The sequence below is a fragment of the Streptomyces sp. NBC_01233 genome (genome assembly GCF_035989305.1).
Lineage (GTDB): Bacteria > Actinomycetota > Actinomycetes > Streptomycetales > Streptomycetaceae > Streptomyces.
In genome coordinates this window covers 3876827-3893169 of the sequence record NZ_CP108514.1, presented here as the reverse complement: position 1 = coordinate 3893169, position 16343 = coordinate 3876827, and the positions used below count along the sequence as shown (strand labels likewise).

Here is a 16343-nt window from a genome sequence, read left to right as displayed (position 1 = left end):
ACGCCTGTCCGCCCCTGTCGTTCGGACCTCTACCCCTGGAGGATCAACGAAGACGGTCCTGCGCCTATGGTTGCTCCCAGAACTCCCAGGACCACCCTGCCCCTCTAAGGACAGCGATGCCCGCCAACGAAACCGCTCCTCCCGCCAAGAAGAAGGGACGACGTGCCCGTCTGATCGTGCTCGTACTGGTCCTGGCGCTCTTCGCGGGCCTCGGCTACGGGGCGTACTGGGGCGTGGACAGCGTGCGCGCCTCGTTCCCCCAGACGACCGGCTCCCTCAAGGTGCCGGGCCTGACCGGGACCGTCGAGGTCAAGCGAGACGACCACGGCATTCCCCAGCTCTACGCGGACAACGACGACGACCTCTTCCGCGCACAGGGCTTCGTGCACGCGCAGGACCGGTTCTGGGAGATGGACGTACGCCGCCACATGACCTCCGGGCGGCTCTCGGAGATGTTCGGTTCCGGCCAGGTCGAGACCGACGCCTTCCTGCGCACGCTCGGCTGGCGCCAGGTCGCGCAGGCCGAGTACGACACCAAGCTGTCGGCCGAGACGAAGAAGTATCTGCAGGCCTACTCCGACGGGGTCAACGCGTACCTGAAGGGTAAGTCCGGCAAGGACCTCTCCGTCGAGCACGCGGCGCTCAAGCTGAGCGACGGCTACCAGCCCGAGCAGTGGTCGCCGGTGGACTCGGTGGCCTGGCTCAAGGCGATGGCGTGGGACCTGCGCGGCAACATGCAGGACGAGATCGACCGCGCGCTGATGTCGAGCAAGCTCTCGGCGGCGCAGATCGACGAGCTCTACCCGCCGTACCCCTTCGACCGGAACAAGCCGATCGTCGAGGGAGGCAAGGTCGAGGGCGGAAAGTACGCACCCCAGGCCTCCGGCGGCACGGGCTCCGGCTCCAACGGCACCGGCTCCAACGGCACCGGCTCGGGCAGCGCCACCGCTCTGGGCTCCCAGGCCTCCGCGGGCCCGGCCGCCACGGGAACCGGCCTCGCCGACAACGTCACCGCGCAGGGCGCGACCGTGGGCCTGCGCAACCAGCTGACCGCCCTCGCCGCCACCCTGGACAAGGTCCCCGCGATCCTCGGCCCCAACGGCAGCGGCATCGGTTCGAACTCCTGGGTCGTCTCGGGCAAGTACACGACCACCGGCAAGCCGCTGCTCGCGAACGACCCGCACCTGTCCCCGCAGCTGCCCTCGGTCTGGTACCAGATGGGCCTGCACTGCCGCACCGTCTCGGCCCAGTGCCAGTACGACGTGGCCGGCTACACCTTCTCCGGCATGCCGGGCGTGGTCATCGGCCACAACGCCGACATCGCCTGGGGCATGACCAACCTCGGCGCCGACGTCACCGACCTCTTCCTGGAGCAGGTCAAGCCCGAGGGCTACGTCTACGACGGCAAGGTGCTCCCCTTCACCACCCGTGAAGAGGTCATCAAGGTCGCCGGCGGCGACAGCAAGAAGATCACCGTCCGCACCACCAACAACGGCCCGCTCGTCTCCGACCGCAGCGAGGAGCTCGCCACGGTCGGCACCCGCGCCCCCGTGGCCAGCTCCGCCCCCGACCGCGGCGACGGTTACGCCGTCGCCCTGCGCTGGACCGCGCTGGACCCGGGCAAGTCGATGGACGCGGTCTTCAAGCTCGACCGGGCCAAGACCTTCGACGACTTCCGCAAGGCGGCCGCCGACTTCGAGGTCCCCTCGCAGAACCTGATCTACGCCGACGGCAAGAACCTCAACGGCAACATCGGCTACCAGGCCCCGGGCCGCATCCCGATGCGCGGCCAGGGCGACGGCCGGATGCCCGCCCCCGGCTGGGACTCCAAGTACGCCTGGAAGGGCGGCAAGGACGGCAACGCCGGCTACATCCCGCAGAGCGAGATGCCCTTCGACTCCAACCCGTCGCGCGGCTACATCGTCACCGCCAACCAGGCCGTCGTGGAGAGCGGGACCGGCGCGGGCAAGTACCCGTACCTGCTGACCACCGACTGGGGCTACGGCGCCCGCAGCCAGCGGATCAACGACCTCATCGAGGCGAAGATCAAGGACGGCGGGAAGATCTCGACCGATGACATGCGCACCATGCAGATGGACAACAGCAGCGAGATCGCCGCGCTGCTGACCCCGATGCTGTCGAAGATCCAGGTCTCCGACCCGGGTGTGCGCGCCGCGCAGAAGCTGCTGGACGGCTGGAACTACACCCAGGAGCCCGACTCGGCGGCCGCCGCCTACTTCAACGCGGTCTGGCGCAACATCCTCAAGCTGTCCTTCGGCGACAAGATGCCCAAGGAGCTGCGGATCGAGGGCAGCTGCATGAACGTCCTCGGCAACGGCAACGGCACCGGCCCCGCCGACGACCTCGCCAAGACCGTCCGCGAATGCGGCACCCGCGGCCCCGACTCGGCGCAGCCGGACGGCGGCGACCGCTGGTTCGAGGTGGTCCGCCGCCTGGTCAAGGACGAGAAGTCGCAGTGGTGGAGCTCGCCCAGGACCCTCACCCAGCCGGAGACCACCACCCGCGACGAGCTGTTCGCCCGGGCCATGAAGGACGCCCGCTGGGAGCTCACCGCCAAGCTCGGCAAGGACCAGTCCACCTGGAGCTGGGGCCGGCTGCACCAGCTGAACCTGAAGAACCAGACGATCGGCACCGAGGGCCCCGGCTTCATGCAGTGGCTCCTCAACCGCGGCCCGTGGAACCTGGGCGGCGGCGAGGCCACCGTCAACGCGACCGGCTGGAACGCCTCCAGTGGGTACGGGGTCACGTGGGTGCCGTCGATGCGCATGGTGGTCAACCTCAACGACCTCGACAAGTCCCGCTGGATCAACCTGACGGGCGCCTCGGGGCACGCGTACAACTCCCACTACACGGACCAGACGACGATGTGGGCCAAGGGCGAGCTGTTGGAGTGGCCCTTCGGCAAGGACGCCGTCGAGAAGGCCACGGTCGACACCCTGACCCTCAAGCCGGAGGGTTCATGAGCTGAAGCGGCGCACCCCCGACGGGGTCGCCACCGCTTGTACGGGGTGGTCGTGCGGTTCCTCCGGGACCCGCGCGACCACCTCGTCGTCGTAGAGGAGCACCACCAGCGCGGGATGGGCCCCGGCGCGTCCCAGCCGCTCCAGCACGCGGTCGTACGAGCCTCCGCCGCGGCCGAGCCGCATGCCGCGCCCGTCGACCGCGAGGCCGGGCAGCAGCACGGCGTCGGCCCCGGTCACCGCGTCCGGCCCGAGCGCCGGCCCGGTGGGCTCCAGCAGCCGCATCTTTCCGGGGTGGGCGGCCTCGGCGAGGCTCTGCGGGCCTTCGTACGCCGCCCAGTCGAGGTCGTTGTCGGGCAGCAGCAGGGGCAGCAGCACGCGCTTGCCGGCCGCGCGCAGGGCGTCGAGGAGTGCGCGGGTGCCGGGTTCGGTGCCGACGGAGACGTAGGCCGCCACCGTGTGCGCGTCGGCCAGTTCGGGCAGTTCGAGGGCCCTGACGGCGAGTGCGGCGGCCGACGTGCGGCAGGTCTCGGGGGACAAGGCACGGCGTGCGGCGAGGAGTTCTCGGCGCAGCCCGGCCTTCGCGGACGCGGTGGGCGGGTTCTCGGTCACGAGGAAACCAAATATCCTTGCGAATCGGGTCATACATGGATCTACCTGCTGCGATCTCGTCAGGCGTTCGGCAGGACCCACTATCGTTCGGGGCATGACTATGTTGCACCCCGTGATCAAGAAGGCCGTGATTCCGGCCGCTGGCCTCGGTACTCGCTTCCTTCCGGCGACCAAGGCGACCCCGAAGGAAATGCTCCCGGTTGTGGACAAGCCGGCCATCCAGTACGTGGTCGAGGAGGCCGTCGCGGCCGGGCTCGACGACGTGCTGATGATCACTGGGCGTAACAAGCGTGCCCTGGAAGACCACTTCGACCGGAACTACGAGCTGGAGTCGGCCCTCATCGCCAAGGGCGACGACGACCGGCTGAAGAAGGTCCAGGAATCCAGCGACCTCGCGACGATGCACTACGTCCGCCAGGGCGACCCGCGGGGCCTCGGCCACGCCGTGCTCTGCGCCGAGCCGCACGTCGGCCGCGAGCCCTTCGCCGTCCTGCTCGGTGACGACCTCATCGACCCGCGCGACCCGCTGCTGCGTCAGATGGCCGACATCTACGCCCGCACCGGCGGCACCGTCATCGCGCTCATGGAGGTCGACCCGGCCAGCGTCCACCTCTACGGCTGCGCCGCCGTCGAGGCCACCGACGAGCCGGACGTGGTCCGCATCACCGGCCTCGTCGAGAAGCCGGAGCCCGAGGACGCGCCCAGCAATTTCGCGGTTATCGGACGTTACGTCCTCAACCCCGCGATCTTCGACATACTGCGGGAGACCGAGCCGGGCCGCGGCGGGGAGATCCAGCTCACCGACGCCCTGCAGAAGCTTGCCGCCGACGAGAGCGTCGGCGGTCCGGTGCACGGCGTGGTCTTCCGGGGCCGTCGCTACGACACCGGGGACCGCGGCGACTACCTGCGGGCCATCGTCCGCCTCGCGTGCGAGCGCGAGGACCTCGGCCCGGAGTTCCGCACCTGGCTTCACCGTTACGTCACGGAGGAGATGTAGCACCTTGAGCAGTTCCGCACCGCAGGACACCGGCCACCGTCTGTGGTCCGTGGACGAGCACCTCGCGGACGTCCTCGCGGCCGTCCGGCCGCTGGAGCCCATCGAGCTCCAGCTGCTGGACGCCCAGGGCTGTGTCCTGGTCGAGGACGTCACCGTGCCCGTCGCCCTCCCGCCCTTCGACAACAGCTCCATGGACGGCTACGCCGTCCGCACGGCCGACGTCCAGGGTGCGAGCGAGGAGTTCCCCGCGGTGCTGACGGTCGTCGGGGACGTCGCGGCGGGCAGCGGTGAGCTGCCCACCGTGGGCCCCGGCGAGGCCGCCCGCATCATGACCGGCGCCCCGCTGCCGCCCGGCGCGGAAGCCGTCGTACCGGTCGAGTGGACCGACGGCGGCACGGGCGGGGGCGCGGCCGCCGGGATGACCCCGGCCAGCGCCGCCCCCGAGCACGCGGGCGGCGAGGTGCGGGTGCACCGCGCCGCCGAGGCACGGGCGCACGTCCGCGCGCGCGGCAGCGACGTACAGGCCGGCGACCTGGCGCTGGCGGCCGGAACCATCCTCGGGCCGCCGCAGATCGCCCTGCTGGCCGCCATCGGGCGCGGCACCGTCCGCGTACGGCCGCGGCCGCGCGTGGTGGTCCTGTCCACCGGCAGCGAGCTGGTCCAGCCCGGCGAGGCGCTCACCTCGGGCACGATCTACGACTCCAACAGCTTCGCGCTCGCCGCGGCCGCCCGGGACGCCGGAGCCATCGCGTACCGGGTCGGCGCCGTCGCCGACGACGCCGACACCCTGCGCGCCACCATCGAGGACCAGCTGATCCGCGCCGACCTGCTCGTCACCACGGGCGGGGTCAGCGTCGGCGCCTACGACGTGGTCAAGGAGGCGCTGTCCTCCGTCGGCACGGGCGACGACGACGTGGAGGGCGGCGGGATCGACTTCCGCAAGCTCGCCATGCAGCCCGGCAAGCCGCAGGGCTTCGGCACGATCGGCCCGGACCACACCCCGCTGCTGGCCCTGCCCGGCAACCCGGTGTCCTCGTACGTCTCTTTCGAGCTGTTCGTGCGCCCCGCGATCCGCACCCTGATGGGCCTGCCGGAGACCGAGGTCCGGCGGCCGAGCGTGCGGGCGGTGCTGACGGCCGACAAGGCGCTCGGCTCCCCGGCCGGCCGCCGCCAGTTCCTGCGCGGCACGTACGACGCCGAGAGCGGCACGGTCAGCCCGGTCGGCGGATCGGGCTCCCACCTGATCGCCGCGCTGGCGCACGCCGACTCGCTGATGGTCGTACCGGAGGACGTCACCTCGGTGGAGCCCGGGACCGAGCTGGAAGTGGTCCTGCTCGGCTGAAGTGGGGCCGGTGCGGGTAGCGTGTTGCACCACACAGGCCCCTCGGGGGCCCGGACGGAAGCGACGCGCAGAGTATGAGTACGCAGAGCAGGCTGACCCACATCGACGATGCCGGGGCGGCCCGGATGGTCGACGTCTCGGAGAAGGACGTCACCACCCGGACGGCCCGGGCCAGTGGACGTGTGCTCGTCTCCCCCCGGGTGATCGAGCTGCTGCGCGGCGAGGGCGTCCCCAAGGGCGATGCCCTCGCCACCGCGCGGATCGCCGGGATCATGGGGGCGAAGAAGACCCCCGACCTGATCCCCCTCTGCCACCCGCTGGCGGTCTCGGGCGTGAAGGTCGACCTGTCGGTCGCCGACGACGCCGTCGAGATCCTCGCCACCGTGAAGACGACCGACCGTACGGGCGTCGAGATGGAGGCGTTGACCGCCGTCGCGGTCGCCGGCCTCACCGTGATCGACATGGTGAAGGCGGTCGACAAGGGCGCGGTCATCACGGACGTCCGGGTGGAGGAGAAGACCGGCGGCAAGTCCGGCGACTGGGCGCGCTCGTGAACGCCCCGCGCGGCGGTGAGGTGCACAGCCACGTGGGCCACGTGGACCACGTCCCGCAGACCCCGGAAGCCGTGTCCGCACCCGTACCGGCGGCCGCACCGGCACCTGGCGCCACGGGCCGGGCGCTCGTCGTCACGGCCTCGAACCGGGCCTCGCAGGGCGTGTACGCCGACAAGGGCGGCCCGTTGCTGGCGCAGGCGCTGGAGGAGCTCGGCTTCACGGTGGACGGCCCGCGGGTCGTCCCGGACGGCGATCCCGTCGAGCAGGCGCTGCGCGAGGGCGTGGCCGGCGGGTACGACGTCATCCTGACCACCGGCGGCACCGGCATCTCGCCGACGGACCGCACCCCGGACGCCACCGCGCGGGTGCTGGACTACGAGATTCCGGGGATTCCGCAGGCCATCCGCGCAGAAGGCCTGGCGAAGGTGCCGGCCGCGGCCCTGTCCCGGGGCCTGGCGGGGGTCGCCGGGCACACCCTCATCGTCAACCTCCCCGGCTCGACGGGCGGGGTGCGCGACGGCCTCGCCGTCCTCTCCCGCATCCTTCCGCACGCCGTGGACCAGATCCGGGGCGGCGACCACCCCAGACCGGCGGGACCCTCCGGGAGCGAGAGCTGAACGGCCCCTCCTGGCCGGTCGTCTTGACGGACGGCGACGTGACCCTCCGGCCGATAAGACTGCGGGACCAGAAGGCCTGGCGCGAGGTCAACCGGCGCAACCGGGACTGGCTCCGGCCGTGGGAGGCGACGATTCCGCCGCCCGCGCCGTGGGGGCCGGTGATACAGCGGCCCACGTACCGCCAGATGGTCCGCCACCTGCGGGCGGAGGCGAACGCGGGCCGGATGCTGCCCTTCGTCATCGAGTACCAGGGCCGCCTGGTGGGCCAGCTGACGGTCGCCGGGATCACCTGGGGCTCGATGTGCGCGGCCCACGTCGGTTACTGGGTGGACCGCGAGGTGGCGGGCCGCGGCGTGATGCCGACGGCGGTCGCGCTGGCGGTGGACCACTGCTTCGGGAAGGTCGGCCTGCACCGGATCGAGGTGTGCATCCGCCCCGAGAACGGGCCGAGCCGGCGGGTCGTGGAGAAGCTGGGCCTGCGCGAGGAGGGGCTGCGGCCGCGCTACCTGCACATCGACGGAGCCTGGCGTGACCACCTCGTCTACGCGGTCACGGTGGAGGAGGTGCCGGAAGGGCTGCTGCGCCGCTGGCACCGGGCGCGCCACACGCAGGCGCCGCCGAAATAGATAACCGAATATCCGTTCGAATTAATCGGCGCTGCAAGGGGTCGGGGGCCGATTCGCCCATAACCTGATCCGAAGAATCACAAAAAAAGTCCGTGATATCAGCGAGATCGCGCGACACACCGGCCCAATTGGCCGATCCCCCCGCCCGCGTCCCTCTACGGTGTGAGGTGTGAGCAGCAGCGGCCTCATCTACGCAGTCATTGTCGGGGCCTGGGCCGCCTACTTGGTGCCCATGTGGCTCCGGAGGCAGGACGAGCTGAACGAGGCTCGTCCGACGGAACGCTTCTCCACTGCCATTCGGCTGCTTTCCGGCCGGGCGGGAATGGAGCGCCGTTACGCCAAGGGGCTGCGTGAGCGCGGTGACGAGGAGGCGGGGCCCCAGCCCCACGCGGACCCGGACGCCGCGACGGAAAAGGTGAATTCCGTCGACGCCGACGCCCGGGCCGTCGTCGTGCCCCCGACCAGGGCGGAGCCGAGACCGGCCGCCGCCGAGCGGGAGCAGCGCGCGGAGCGGGCCCGGCGCGAACAGCGCCTCCAGGTCCTCGCACGCCGCCGGCGCACCACCGCGCTCCTCTTCCTGGTCTTCACCCTCGGTGCGGTCGTCGCGGCGGTGGGCGGCCTGCGTTTCCTGTGGGCCCCCGCGGTGCCCGCCCTGCTGCTGAGCACGTACATCGTGCACCTGCGGGTCCAGGAGCGACGGCGCTACGAGTTCACGATGGACCGGCGGCGCGCCGAGGCGGCCGCGCGGCAGCTGCGGGAGAACCGCCCGCGCCGCCGCGACTCCGGGGACACCGCCCCCGCGGGCACCGAACCGGACCCTGCGCCACCGGTCTCCCCGCAGGAGGCCGGGCGCCGCGCGCTCGTCGAGCAGACCGACCACGCCGAGTGGGTGGACCAGCAGCGCGAGCGCGAACGCGGCCCCGCCCGCGGTGACAGCTGGGAGCCGGTCCCGGTCCCGCTGCCGACGTACGTGACGGCCCCGGTCGCCCCCCGCGCCACCGGCCCGGCGTCCCCGGACGCCTGGAGCGCGACCCGCTCCAGCACGGCCGAGCCGACGGAACCCCGCCTGCGCGCCCAGCCCGCGGCCCCCAAGCCGGACGCGAATCCGCAGACCACCCCGCGCCCCCGCGGCCAGGCCGGCGGCCGCACCCCGCTGTTCGACCAGTACGAGAGCGACGACCGCCCGCGCGCCGCCAACGAGTGATCGGTGACCTGCGCGGACGCTCCGGAATACGCGTTTTGGAGCAGCCGCGCGGGGATGCTAATGTTTCACACGTCGCAAGGGCCTGTGGCGCAGTCTGGTAGCGCACCTCGTTCGCATCGAGGGGGTCTGGGGTTCAAATCCCCACAGGTCCACAAACGACAGTTCGCGAGTAGCTCTCGAGGATCGTCACAAGATCCCGTTCAGCCGAAAGGCTGGGCGGGATCTCGGCGTTTTTGGAGCGTGGGGGCGTCGGTGCTGCTGTCGGACGGGCGTGAGCCCGTTGTGTGGTGCCGGGTTGTCAGGTGCGCGTGCCGGCCTTCATCGGCGGCCGGGGCGCTTCTCGCGGTCAGGCCCGCAACTGCTCGGTCAGACCGAGCTGGCTCATAATCGCGCCGGTGTCCAGATAGGCCCGGCCCTCCTGGATCTTGCCGTCCTTGACCTCGTAGATGTCGCACGCGTGCAGCGTGATGTGACGTCCAGTGGCGGGCACGGTGCCCGCATGCAGGACCAGGTCCCCGGTCTGTGTCCCGCTGCCCGTGTACTCGACGACCACTGTGTCCCCCTGGGACGTGAGGCGGTCGAGGGTGAACGTGCCGTCAGGCATCGCGTTGAACAGGGTTTTGGCGAGCCAGGTGAACCCCTGCGGGCCCTCCAGCTTTCTCCCGCTGCCCTTGTCGATGAGAGTGCAGTCCGGAGCGACTGCCCCGGCGATGGCGTCGTAGTCCCGGTCGTTCCACGCCCGGAAGAGATCGCGGACGAGAGTCTCGTTGTCAGCCATGGGAACCTCCGCTCGGAAACATCCCCTTCTTCCATGCTGACCCGCCGCGTCCGACCCCGCAGCCCCAGCGGGACCTGCCGGGTGCCTGTCCGTCCCCCGTTCGGAACCCTGCTGGGGAAAGCAGCCGTTCGATCCGTCACTCCGGTCGGTCCTGCGGTGCGGTCCGGCTCCGGCGGGGCATGAGCACGTACGCCGCCACGGCCAGGGCGAGCGGTAGGAGGCTCGTGACCAGCATGGTGAGCCTCAGGCCGTTGGTGAAGTCCAGCCCGAGGTCCAGTCCGGACTGCCGGAGCAGGTTCGGGTCGTATCCGGCGGTGCCCGGACTGCGCGCCATAGCGCTTCGTGTCGCGTCCACGGCCTGCTCGGCCTGGGTCGCCGACATACCGCGCGCATCGGCGTCGTTGAGCCACTGCCGTTGGAAGAAGAGGTTGAGCAGCAGGAGGTAGACGGCGGGGCCGAGCGCGTAGCCGGTCATTCCGAACGCCGGCTGAACGGAGGCCACGGCGCCGGACTTTCCGGGTGGGGCGTGCGAGAGGATGGTCTCGGCCACCGAGGCGGAGGCCACCAGCGACCCGAGGTTGGTGAGCCAGGTGGCCAGTACGAGGATCCACAGCGCCATCGTGGGCTCGGCGGTGGCCGCCATCAGCAGCCCGCTCGCGACCAGCAACAGCAGGCCGGTGATGAGGATCGGCCGGGGGGTGTACTTCTCGATCAGGTGCCCGGCGAGGATGACGGCGCCTGCGATCAGCAGGGTGCCGGGCAGAAACAGCAGGCCGATCGTGCGCGGGGGCAGCGACAGGATCACACTGCCGAACTGCCCCAGGACGAAACTGAACCCCGCGACGGCGAAGTTCAGCGTCAGACTGGACAGCGCGGCCACGGTGAACGCGCCGCTGCGGAACAGCGACAGCTCCAGGACCGGTTCGGGTGTCCGGCGCTCATGGAACACGAACAGCACGCCGGTGATCGCACTGATCACCAACGGCAGCCAGGCCTCGATCCGGGTGATCCCGTTCTCCGCCTCGGCGATGCCGTGGACGAGGGTCAGCAGGGCGAGGCCGACCAGGCTGACGCCGACGACGTCGACTCCGCGGCGCTGCTGGACGGGGGGCTCGGTGACGTACCGGGCCGTCAGCCCGAGCGCGATCAGCGACAGGAGTGGGGCGACCAGGAACAGCCACCGCCAGCCGAGTGTCTCCGCCAGCCAGCCCCCGGCCGCGGGGGTCACCCCGCACAGCACCATCTCGATGGCCATGAAGATGCCGATGGCCGCCGGCCGTCTTTCCGCCGGCACCGACGCCTTGAGCAGGGCCAGCGACACTCCCAGCATCGCGGCCAGCGCCAGGCCGTCGAGGAGGCGCATCACCAGCAGGAACATGTAGCCGGGGGAGAGCGCGGAGAGCAGGTTGACGACGATGTCGCCGACCAGCCCCAGCATCAGCAGCCGCTTGAGGCCGAAGGCGTCCCCGAGACTGCCCACGGCGAGCACGGCGGCGGCCACGACCAGCGTCGCCGCGCCTCCCAGGAACCCGACGACGTCGGGCGGCACGTCGAGGGCCCGGCTGATCTGCGGCATGTTCAGGCTGAGGATCAGCGGGTCGACGGCCGTGACCGTGAAAGCGAGGGAGAGCCCCGAGATGATCGGGAGGACCGCGATGGTGGATGGGGTCTCCGCAGTCGACACCGCAGCACCTCCCGTACGTCGGCCGGCGCCGACCGCTCGTAGGACCGACCGCAACCCGGTCACCGCTTCAGGCCCTTCTTCTCCCGGCCGACGTGTGCGGCCCGATGCCGGGCTCGTACAGATGCGGATCCAGCACCGCTGCCGGCCGCCCTCCGCCGGTCCCGGAAAGGCGTTGGAAGGCTTTTGGCCCAGCCTTTCAGGGCGTCGGCGACGGTGCGTTCTCATCCGTACGCGGCCGGGGCAGGTTCACTCACCTGTACGCCGACAGAATGGACACCCGCCTCCTGCGGCCATCGAACAGCACCGCAGTCTCGACCGGCTACTCGTCGGCCGACAGCCGGTCCTTCCGCTTTCCCGGTGTGACCGTACCGGCGGGTAAACCCCCTGCGTTCCGTCAGTCACCGGCGGATAAACTCCGTCTGCCCGCAACTCCCGTGATGGTCACCGGAGTCGGGCCTGCTTGAACTGGGGGGTTCATGAGCTTGCTGCCGATCGGCAGAAGACTGCGGGACAGACGGGGGAGGGGCGCCCGGGCGGGTGTCGTCTCCGGGGCGTTGCTCCTCGCCGGCCGGGCCCAAGGCCCCGCCGAAGGCGGACCCGAAGGCCGACCGCGAGGCCGCCGTGCGTGCGCTCGCGAAGAGCGACGCCGCCGAGGCCTGCCCGGCGGCCCTCGCGCCGCACACGACCGTCACCTGCACGGTCGACCCGTACAAGACCGCCTCCTTCACGCTCGCACTGCCGCAGCAGAAGGACGTGGTCCTGTACCAGGTCGTCACCCAACGCTGGGCCAACTACAAGCTGGTGGCCCCGGACGGCACCACGGTCGCCTGTGAGAACGTCCTCGGTTCCGGCAGTGCCGGTGGGGCACAGCGCTGCGCCACGGGCACGGCCGGCACGTACAAGCTGGAGGTCACGGACTCCTACGGTGCGGAGAACGCCGTCTCCGTGTCGTACGTCCCGCTGCTCTCCTCCACCGCCTGCAAGGCGGTCGGCGCCGCCGACCGCAAGCTCGGCGCCCCGACCGTGTTCCACGGCTCGCCGGCCGCGGGTTCGGCGGGCGACTGCTACACGCTGGACCTGGCCGCGAACGACGTGCTGCGCAGCTACGCGTCCACGTACCGGGTGGGTCAGGACGTCTACGACGCCACCGGCAAGATGGTCTGCAGCACGGAGAGCCACCGCGGCGAGACCCTCGACTGCAAGCTCACCGGTACCGCGCCGTTCCGGATGTCGGTGCTCCAGGGCTCCGGCACTGCCGAGACCTACGACCTCACCGTGGCACGGCTCTCCACGCCCGAGGGTTGCGCGGTGGTGGAACCGCAGGCGTTCGGGGCCGCCCCGGACCTGAGCTCCACGGCCCGCTGCCGCACCCTGCGGGTAGCGCAGGCCGCGCACCACACGTTCGCTCCGGTCGCCTCCGGAAGCGTTCCGTACGGCGCGCTGTTCGACGCCCAGGGCACCGCGATCACGGCCTGCGGGCAGGGCGCCTGCGACCTGACCCCCGGTGACCACACCTGGGCCGTCGACCCCCGGAGCACCGACGCCGGCGCGTTCGGCATGGCGTTCCACTCCGCCAAGGAGACCCGCGGCTGCACCGCGACGCACGACAACGGCCTGGTGGCCGGTCCGGCCACCGGCACCTTCGGCGGGCCCGGGCAGCAGCTCTGCCTGACCCTGCCGACCGCCAGCGGCCAGGGCGTCTACCTGCTCAACCGGCCGCCCGCCGAGGGCACCAGCGCTGCCGTCACGATGTACGACGCCGCCGGCGCCAAGCAGTGCGAGGAGGACGGCTACTCGTACTACGTCTGCAAGCTGACCGGCACCGCCCCGTTCCGTGCGGTGCTGAGCGGCACGGAGTCCCAGGCGTTCCGGCTGGTGATCCACCGGACCGGCGATGCCGCGGGCTGCGCCGCCTGGCCGCAGACCGGCTTCGACGGCTCCTGGGGCGCCGAGGTCCCGCTCGGCGCGGAGGCCCGGCAGCAGTGCCTGAGCCTGCCGGCGGACAAGCACTCCACGGCCGAGATGCTCGACTACACCAACGAGCAGAACAAGGTGAACGGCTCGATCCAGGTGGTCGACGCCGCGGGCACCACGGCGTGCTCGACCGATGGCGGCTCGACCAGCATCTGTGCTCTCAGCGCCGGTGTGCCGTACACCGCGATGGTCGTCTTCACCGGCTGGGGAACGGACACCTACAAAGTGGTCCGGCGTGACGTCTCGGCGACCGCGAAGTGTGCCGCTCCGGCCTCGACGACCGTCGGCGGCCAGTCCACCCCCTTCGACCTGACCTCGGCCCTGGACGCCCGCTGCGTCCGGGTCGGCGCAGCGGCGACCGACAGGATCTGGCTGAGCTCGCGGACCCTCGAGGACCCGCGGTACGGACCGTCGACGCAGCTGATGGCGGTCGACGCCAACGGCAAGTACGTCTGCAGGCAGTGGGGCATCTCCTGCCAGGTCACCGGCTCGACCTCGTACGTCGCGATCGTGCTCGCCTCCGGGTACAAGGACAAGCCCATCCACACCAATGTGGACACCTGGAAGGTCGCCACGGCGACCGGGTGGGCACCGGAGTGCACCGCCAACCGGGTCTCGGTCGACGGCTTTCCGGTACGGAGCGGGCTGCTCACCGAGTCCTCCACCGCCTACTGCGCCGTGATGGACGTGAAGCCCGAGCAGGCGTTCAAGGTCGTCGGAACCACCAGCGCCACGAGCTTCTTCAAGCCCGGCCTGCACCTGTTGAGCCGCGCCAATTGGGACAACTCGTACCTCGGGTACCAGTGTGGCGGCGAGTGGGGAAGGTTCGGCGCCGGCTGCTCGACCGACAGCCACTCCGAGGCGGGTGAAGCCCTGCTGCTGATGAGTGCGGCCAGGAGCGAGACCCCTGCCGAGTACAGCATCCAGGGAATCTGCGACCGCGGGTGCACCCGCCCGCCGAACCAGTTGCCGACTTCGATCAGCCCCGCCACCGGTGCGGCCGGGACGCAGACCCAGGCCGTCGTCCGTGGTACCGGGCTCACCCTGGGCGCCAAGGTGACGCTGAAGTCCGACACCACGAACGCGACGTTCATGAAGCCGGTCTCCGTGAACGCCGACGGAACCGAGCTGACCGTCCTGGTCGACACCAACGGGCTGGCGCCCGGCAAGTACGACGTGGTCCTCGACGGCACCGGGTACACCAGCGGCGTGCCCTCCCCGGGGTACCTCCCCAAGGCCTACACCGTGACGGCTGCGGCGACTCCGGCGAAGAGCCGGTTCGTGCCGATCGCTCCCTCACGGTTCCTGGACACGCGTGACGGCACTGGGGCCAACAAGGCTCGGATCGGTCCCGGTGGGGTCGTGACGCTTCAGGTGGCCGGTGTGAAGGGCGTCCCGGCGACCGGGGTGACCGCGGTCGTCATGAACGTGACCGCCGTTTACCCGACCGAGGCCGGGCACGTGATGGTCTACCCGAACGGGCAGCCCAAGCCCGCGGTGTCGAACCTCAACTTCTCGGCGGGGCAGATCGTGCCCAACCTGGTGACCGTTCCGGTCCTGAACGGGAAGGTGGACCTGCGCAACAACGCCGGTTCGGTGGACCTGATCGCGGACGTCACCGGGTACTACACCGACAAGGCGGACACCGGTTCCGCGCTGACGCCGATCACGCCCACCCGGTTCCTGGACACGCGTGACGGCACTGGGGCCAACAAGGCTCGGATCGGTCCCGGTGGGGTCGTGACGCTTCAGGTGGCCGGTGTGAAGGGGGTCCCCGCGAGCGGGGTGACCGCGGTCGTCATGAACGTGACCGCCGTCGGTCCGACCGAGGCCGGCCACGTCACCGTCTACCCGAACGGGCAGGCGGCGCCGGGAGTGTCGAACCTCAACTTCACCGCCGGGCAGGTCGTCCCGAACCTGGTGACGGTGCCGGTCGTGAACGGGAAGGTGGACCTGCGCAACAACGCCGGTTCGGTGGACCTGATCGCGGACGTCACCGGGTACTACTCGGCCACCGGGTCGACGTTCTCGGCCGGTTCGCCGGTTCGCCGGTGCGGCTGCTGGACACCCGCTACGGTCTCGGCGCCCGCGCCGGGTCCGTCGGCCAGGGCGGCGTCGTCAGCCTGCAGATCGCCGGCGTCGAGGGCGTGCCGCTGACCGGGGTCACCGCGGTGGTCCTCAACGTCACCGTCACCGGCCCGACGCAGGACGGCCACCTGATCGTCCAGCCGCACGGGGTGCCGCGTCCCAACGTGTCGAACCTCAACTTCACGGCCGGACAGACGGTCTCCAACCTGGTCGTCGTCCCGGTCGTGGACGGCCGGGTGACCTTCTACAACAACACCGGTTCCGCCGATGTGATCGCCGATCTGAACGGCTACTTCACCTCCTGACGGACCCGCGGAACGACGAGGGGCCCGTCCGATCCCACGATCGGGCGGGCCCCTCTGCGTGTCCGGATCAGTTCACCGAGTCGAGTCGGGCGCGCTGTTCCGGGGTGAGGTCGAGGTCCACCGCGCCCAGGTTCTCCTCCAGTCGGGCCACCGAGGAGGCGCCGATCAGGGGGAGGATCGGGATGTCGCCGCCCATCAGCCAGGACAGCACGACCTGGTTGACGGTAGCGCCCGTCTCGGCGGCCACCTCGCGGACCGCACGGAGGCGGGGGCCGGTGCCCGCGTGGTCGAAGCCGGGGCCCAGCGGCTTGTCGGTGGGGACGTGGGCGCCGGCGGTCTTCGAGGGACTGCCGGCCGAGGCCGACGTGGTGGTGACGGGGTACCGGCCCGGGGCGCTGCGGCGCTTCGGGCTCGACCCGGCGGATCTGCTGGAGCGGCGGCCGGGGCCGGTCGTGGCCGAGCTGTGCGCGTGGGGGTGGCGCGGGCCGTGGGCTGCGCGGCGGGGGACGGACGCTGCCGTCTGGCTCCCGCGGTAGCCCGGCTGCGCGCCGGCTGCCGGGGCCCCGCCCCGGGCCCCGCGC

12 protein-coding genes, 1 tRNA gene and 2 pseudogenes are annotated in these 16343 nt (G+C 71.2%); 11 read left to right on the top strand and 4 right to left on the bottom strand.

Annotation, left to right across the window (positions count from 1 at the left end):
• Positions 1-116: 116 nt before the first annotated feature.
• Entirely contained in the window at positions 117-2984 is a 2868-nt protein-coding gene (locus tag OG332_RS18140) for a penicillin acylase family protein (protein WP_327414455.1), read from the top strand.
• Here OG332_RS18140 and OG332_RS18135 read toward each other — a convergent pair.
• Positions 2979-3626 carry a 5-formyltetrahydrofolate cyclo-ligase gene (locus OG332_RS18135; RefSeq protein ID WP_327414454.1) on the bottom strand — a complete coding sequence of 216 codons (648 nt, stop codon included), beginning with the start codon at positions 3624-3626 and terminating at the stop codon, positions 2979-2981. The genes OG332_RS18140 and OG332_RS18135 overlap by 6 nt on opposite strands.
• Positions 3627-3687: 61 nt before the next feature.
• On the opposite strand from OG332_RS18135, the gene galU reads away from it, so the two are divergent.
• From galU to OG332_RS18100, 7 genes are all read left to right on the top strand, one after another.
• Positions 3688-4590 (top strand): UTP--glucose-1-phosphate uridylyltransferase GalU, encoded by a 903-nt coding sequence (galU, locus tag OG332_RS18130; RefSeq protein ID WP_319727959.1) that lies wholly within the window; start codon positions 3688-3690, stop codon positions 4588-4590.
• A gap of 4 nt (positions 4591-4594) precedes the next feature.
• Positions 4595-5932: a molybdotransferase-like divisome protein Glp gene (gene glp / locus OG332_RS18125; protein ID WP_327414453.1), complete on the top strand. Its 1338-nt coding sequence runs from the start codon at positions 4595-4597 to the stop codon at positions 5930-5932.
• Positions 5933-6006: 74 nt separating this feature from the next.
• Positions 6007-6486, top strand: coding sequence for a cyclic pyranopterin monophosphate synthase MoaC (moaC, locus tag OG332_RS18120; protein WP_327414452.1), 480 nt, complete (start codon positions 6007-6009; stop codon positions 6484-6486).
• 71 nt (positions 6487-6557) lie between these two features.
• Positions 6558-7103 carry a MogA/MoaB family molybdenum cofactor biosynthesis protein gene (locus OG332_RS18115; RefSeq protein ID WP_327419283.1) on the top strand — a complete coding sequence of 182 codons (546 nt, stop codon included), beginning with the start codon at positions 6558-6560 and terminating at the stop codon, positions 7101-7103.
• Positions 7100-7729, top strand: coding sequence for a GNAT family N-acetyltransferase (locus OG332_RS18110; protein WP_327419282.1), 630 nt, complete (start codon positions 7100-7102; stop codon positions 7727-7729). The genes OG332_RS18115 and OG332_RS18110 overlap by 4 nt, the downstream gene beginning before the upstream one ends.
• A gap of 169 nt (positions 7730-7898) precedes the next feature.
• A complete protein-coding gene (gene sepX, locus OG332_RS18105) occupies positions 7899-8933 on the top strand; it encodes a divisome protein SepX/GlpR (protein WP_327414451.1) in 1035 nt (344 codons plus the stop codon).
• A gap of 78 nt (positions 8934-9011) precedes the next feature.
• Positions 9012-9085 (top strand) — tRNA-Ala (locus tag OG332_RS18100).
• Positions 9086-9279: 194 nt separating this feature from the next.
• On the opposite strand, the gene OG332_RS18095 is transcribed toward OG332_RS18100, so the two are convergent.
• Entirely contained in the window at positions 9280-9711 is a 432-nt protein-coding gene (locus OG332_RS18095; protein WP_327414450.1) for an ester cyclase, read from the bottom strand.
• A gap of 136 nt (positions 9712-9847) precedes the next feature.
• Entirely contained in the window at positions 9848-11395 is a 1548-nt protein-coding gene (locus OG332_RS18090) for an MFS transporter (RefSeq protein ID WP_327414449.1), read from the bottom strand.
• 537 nt (positions 11396-11932) lie between these two features.
• Between OG332_RS18090 and OG332_RS18085 the strand changes: the two genes are divergently transcribed.
• Entirely contained in the window at positions 11933-15526 is a 3594-nt protein-coding gene (locus OG332_RS18085; protein WP_327414448.1) for a hypothetical protein, read from the top strand.
• On the top strand, positions 15517-15762 hold the full coding sequence (locus tag OG332_RS18080; RefSeq protein WP_327414447.1) for a hypothetical protein: 246 nt from the start codon (positions 15517-15519) through the stop codon (positions 15760-15762). The genes OG332_RS18085 and OG332_RS18080 overlap by 10 nt, the downstream gene beginning before the upstream one ends.
• Before the next feature lie 67 nt (positions 15763-15829).
• Here OG332_RS18080 and OG332_RS18075 read toward each other — a convergent pair.
• A pseudogene (locus OG332_RS18075) lies at positions 15830-16093 on the bottom strand (aldo/keto reductase); the annotation flags it as partial.
• A gap of 4 nt (positions 16094-16097) precedes the next feature.
• Here OG332_RS18075 and OG332_RS18070 point away from each other — a divergent pair.
• Positions 16098-16283 (top strand): annotated as a pseudogene (locus OG332_RS18070) (CoA transferase); the annotation flags it as partial.
• Positions 16284-16343: the final 60 nt, after the last annotated feature.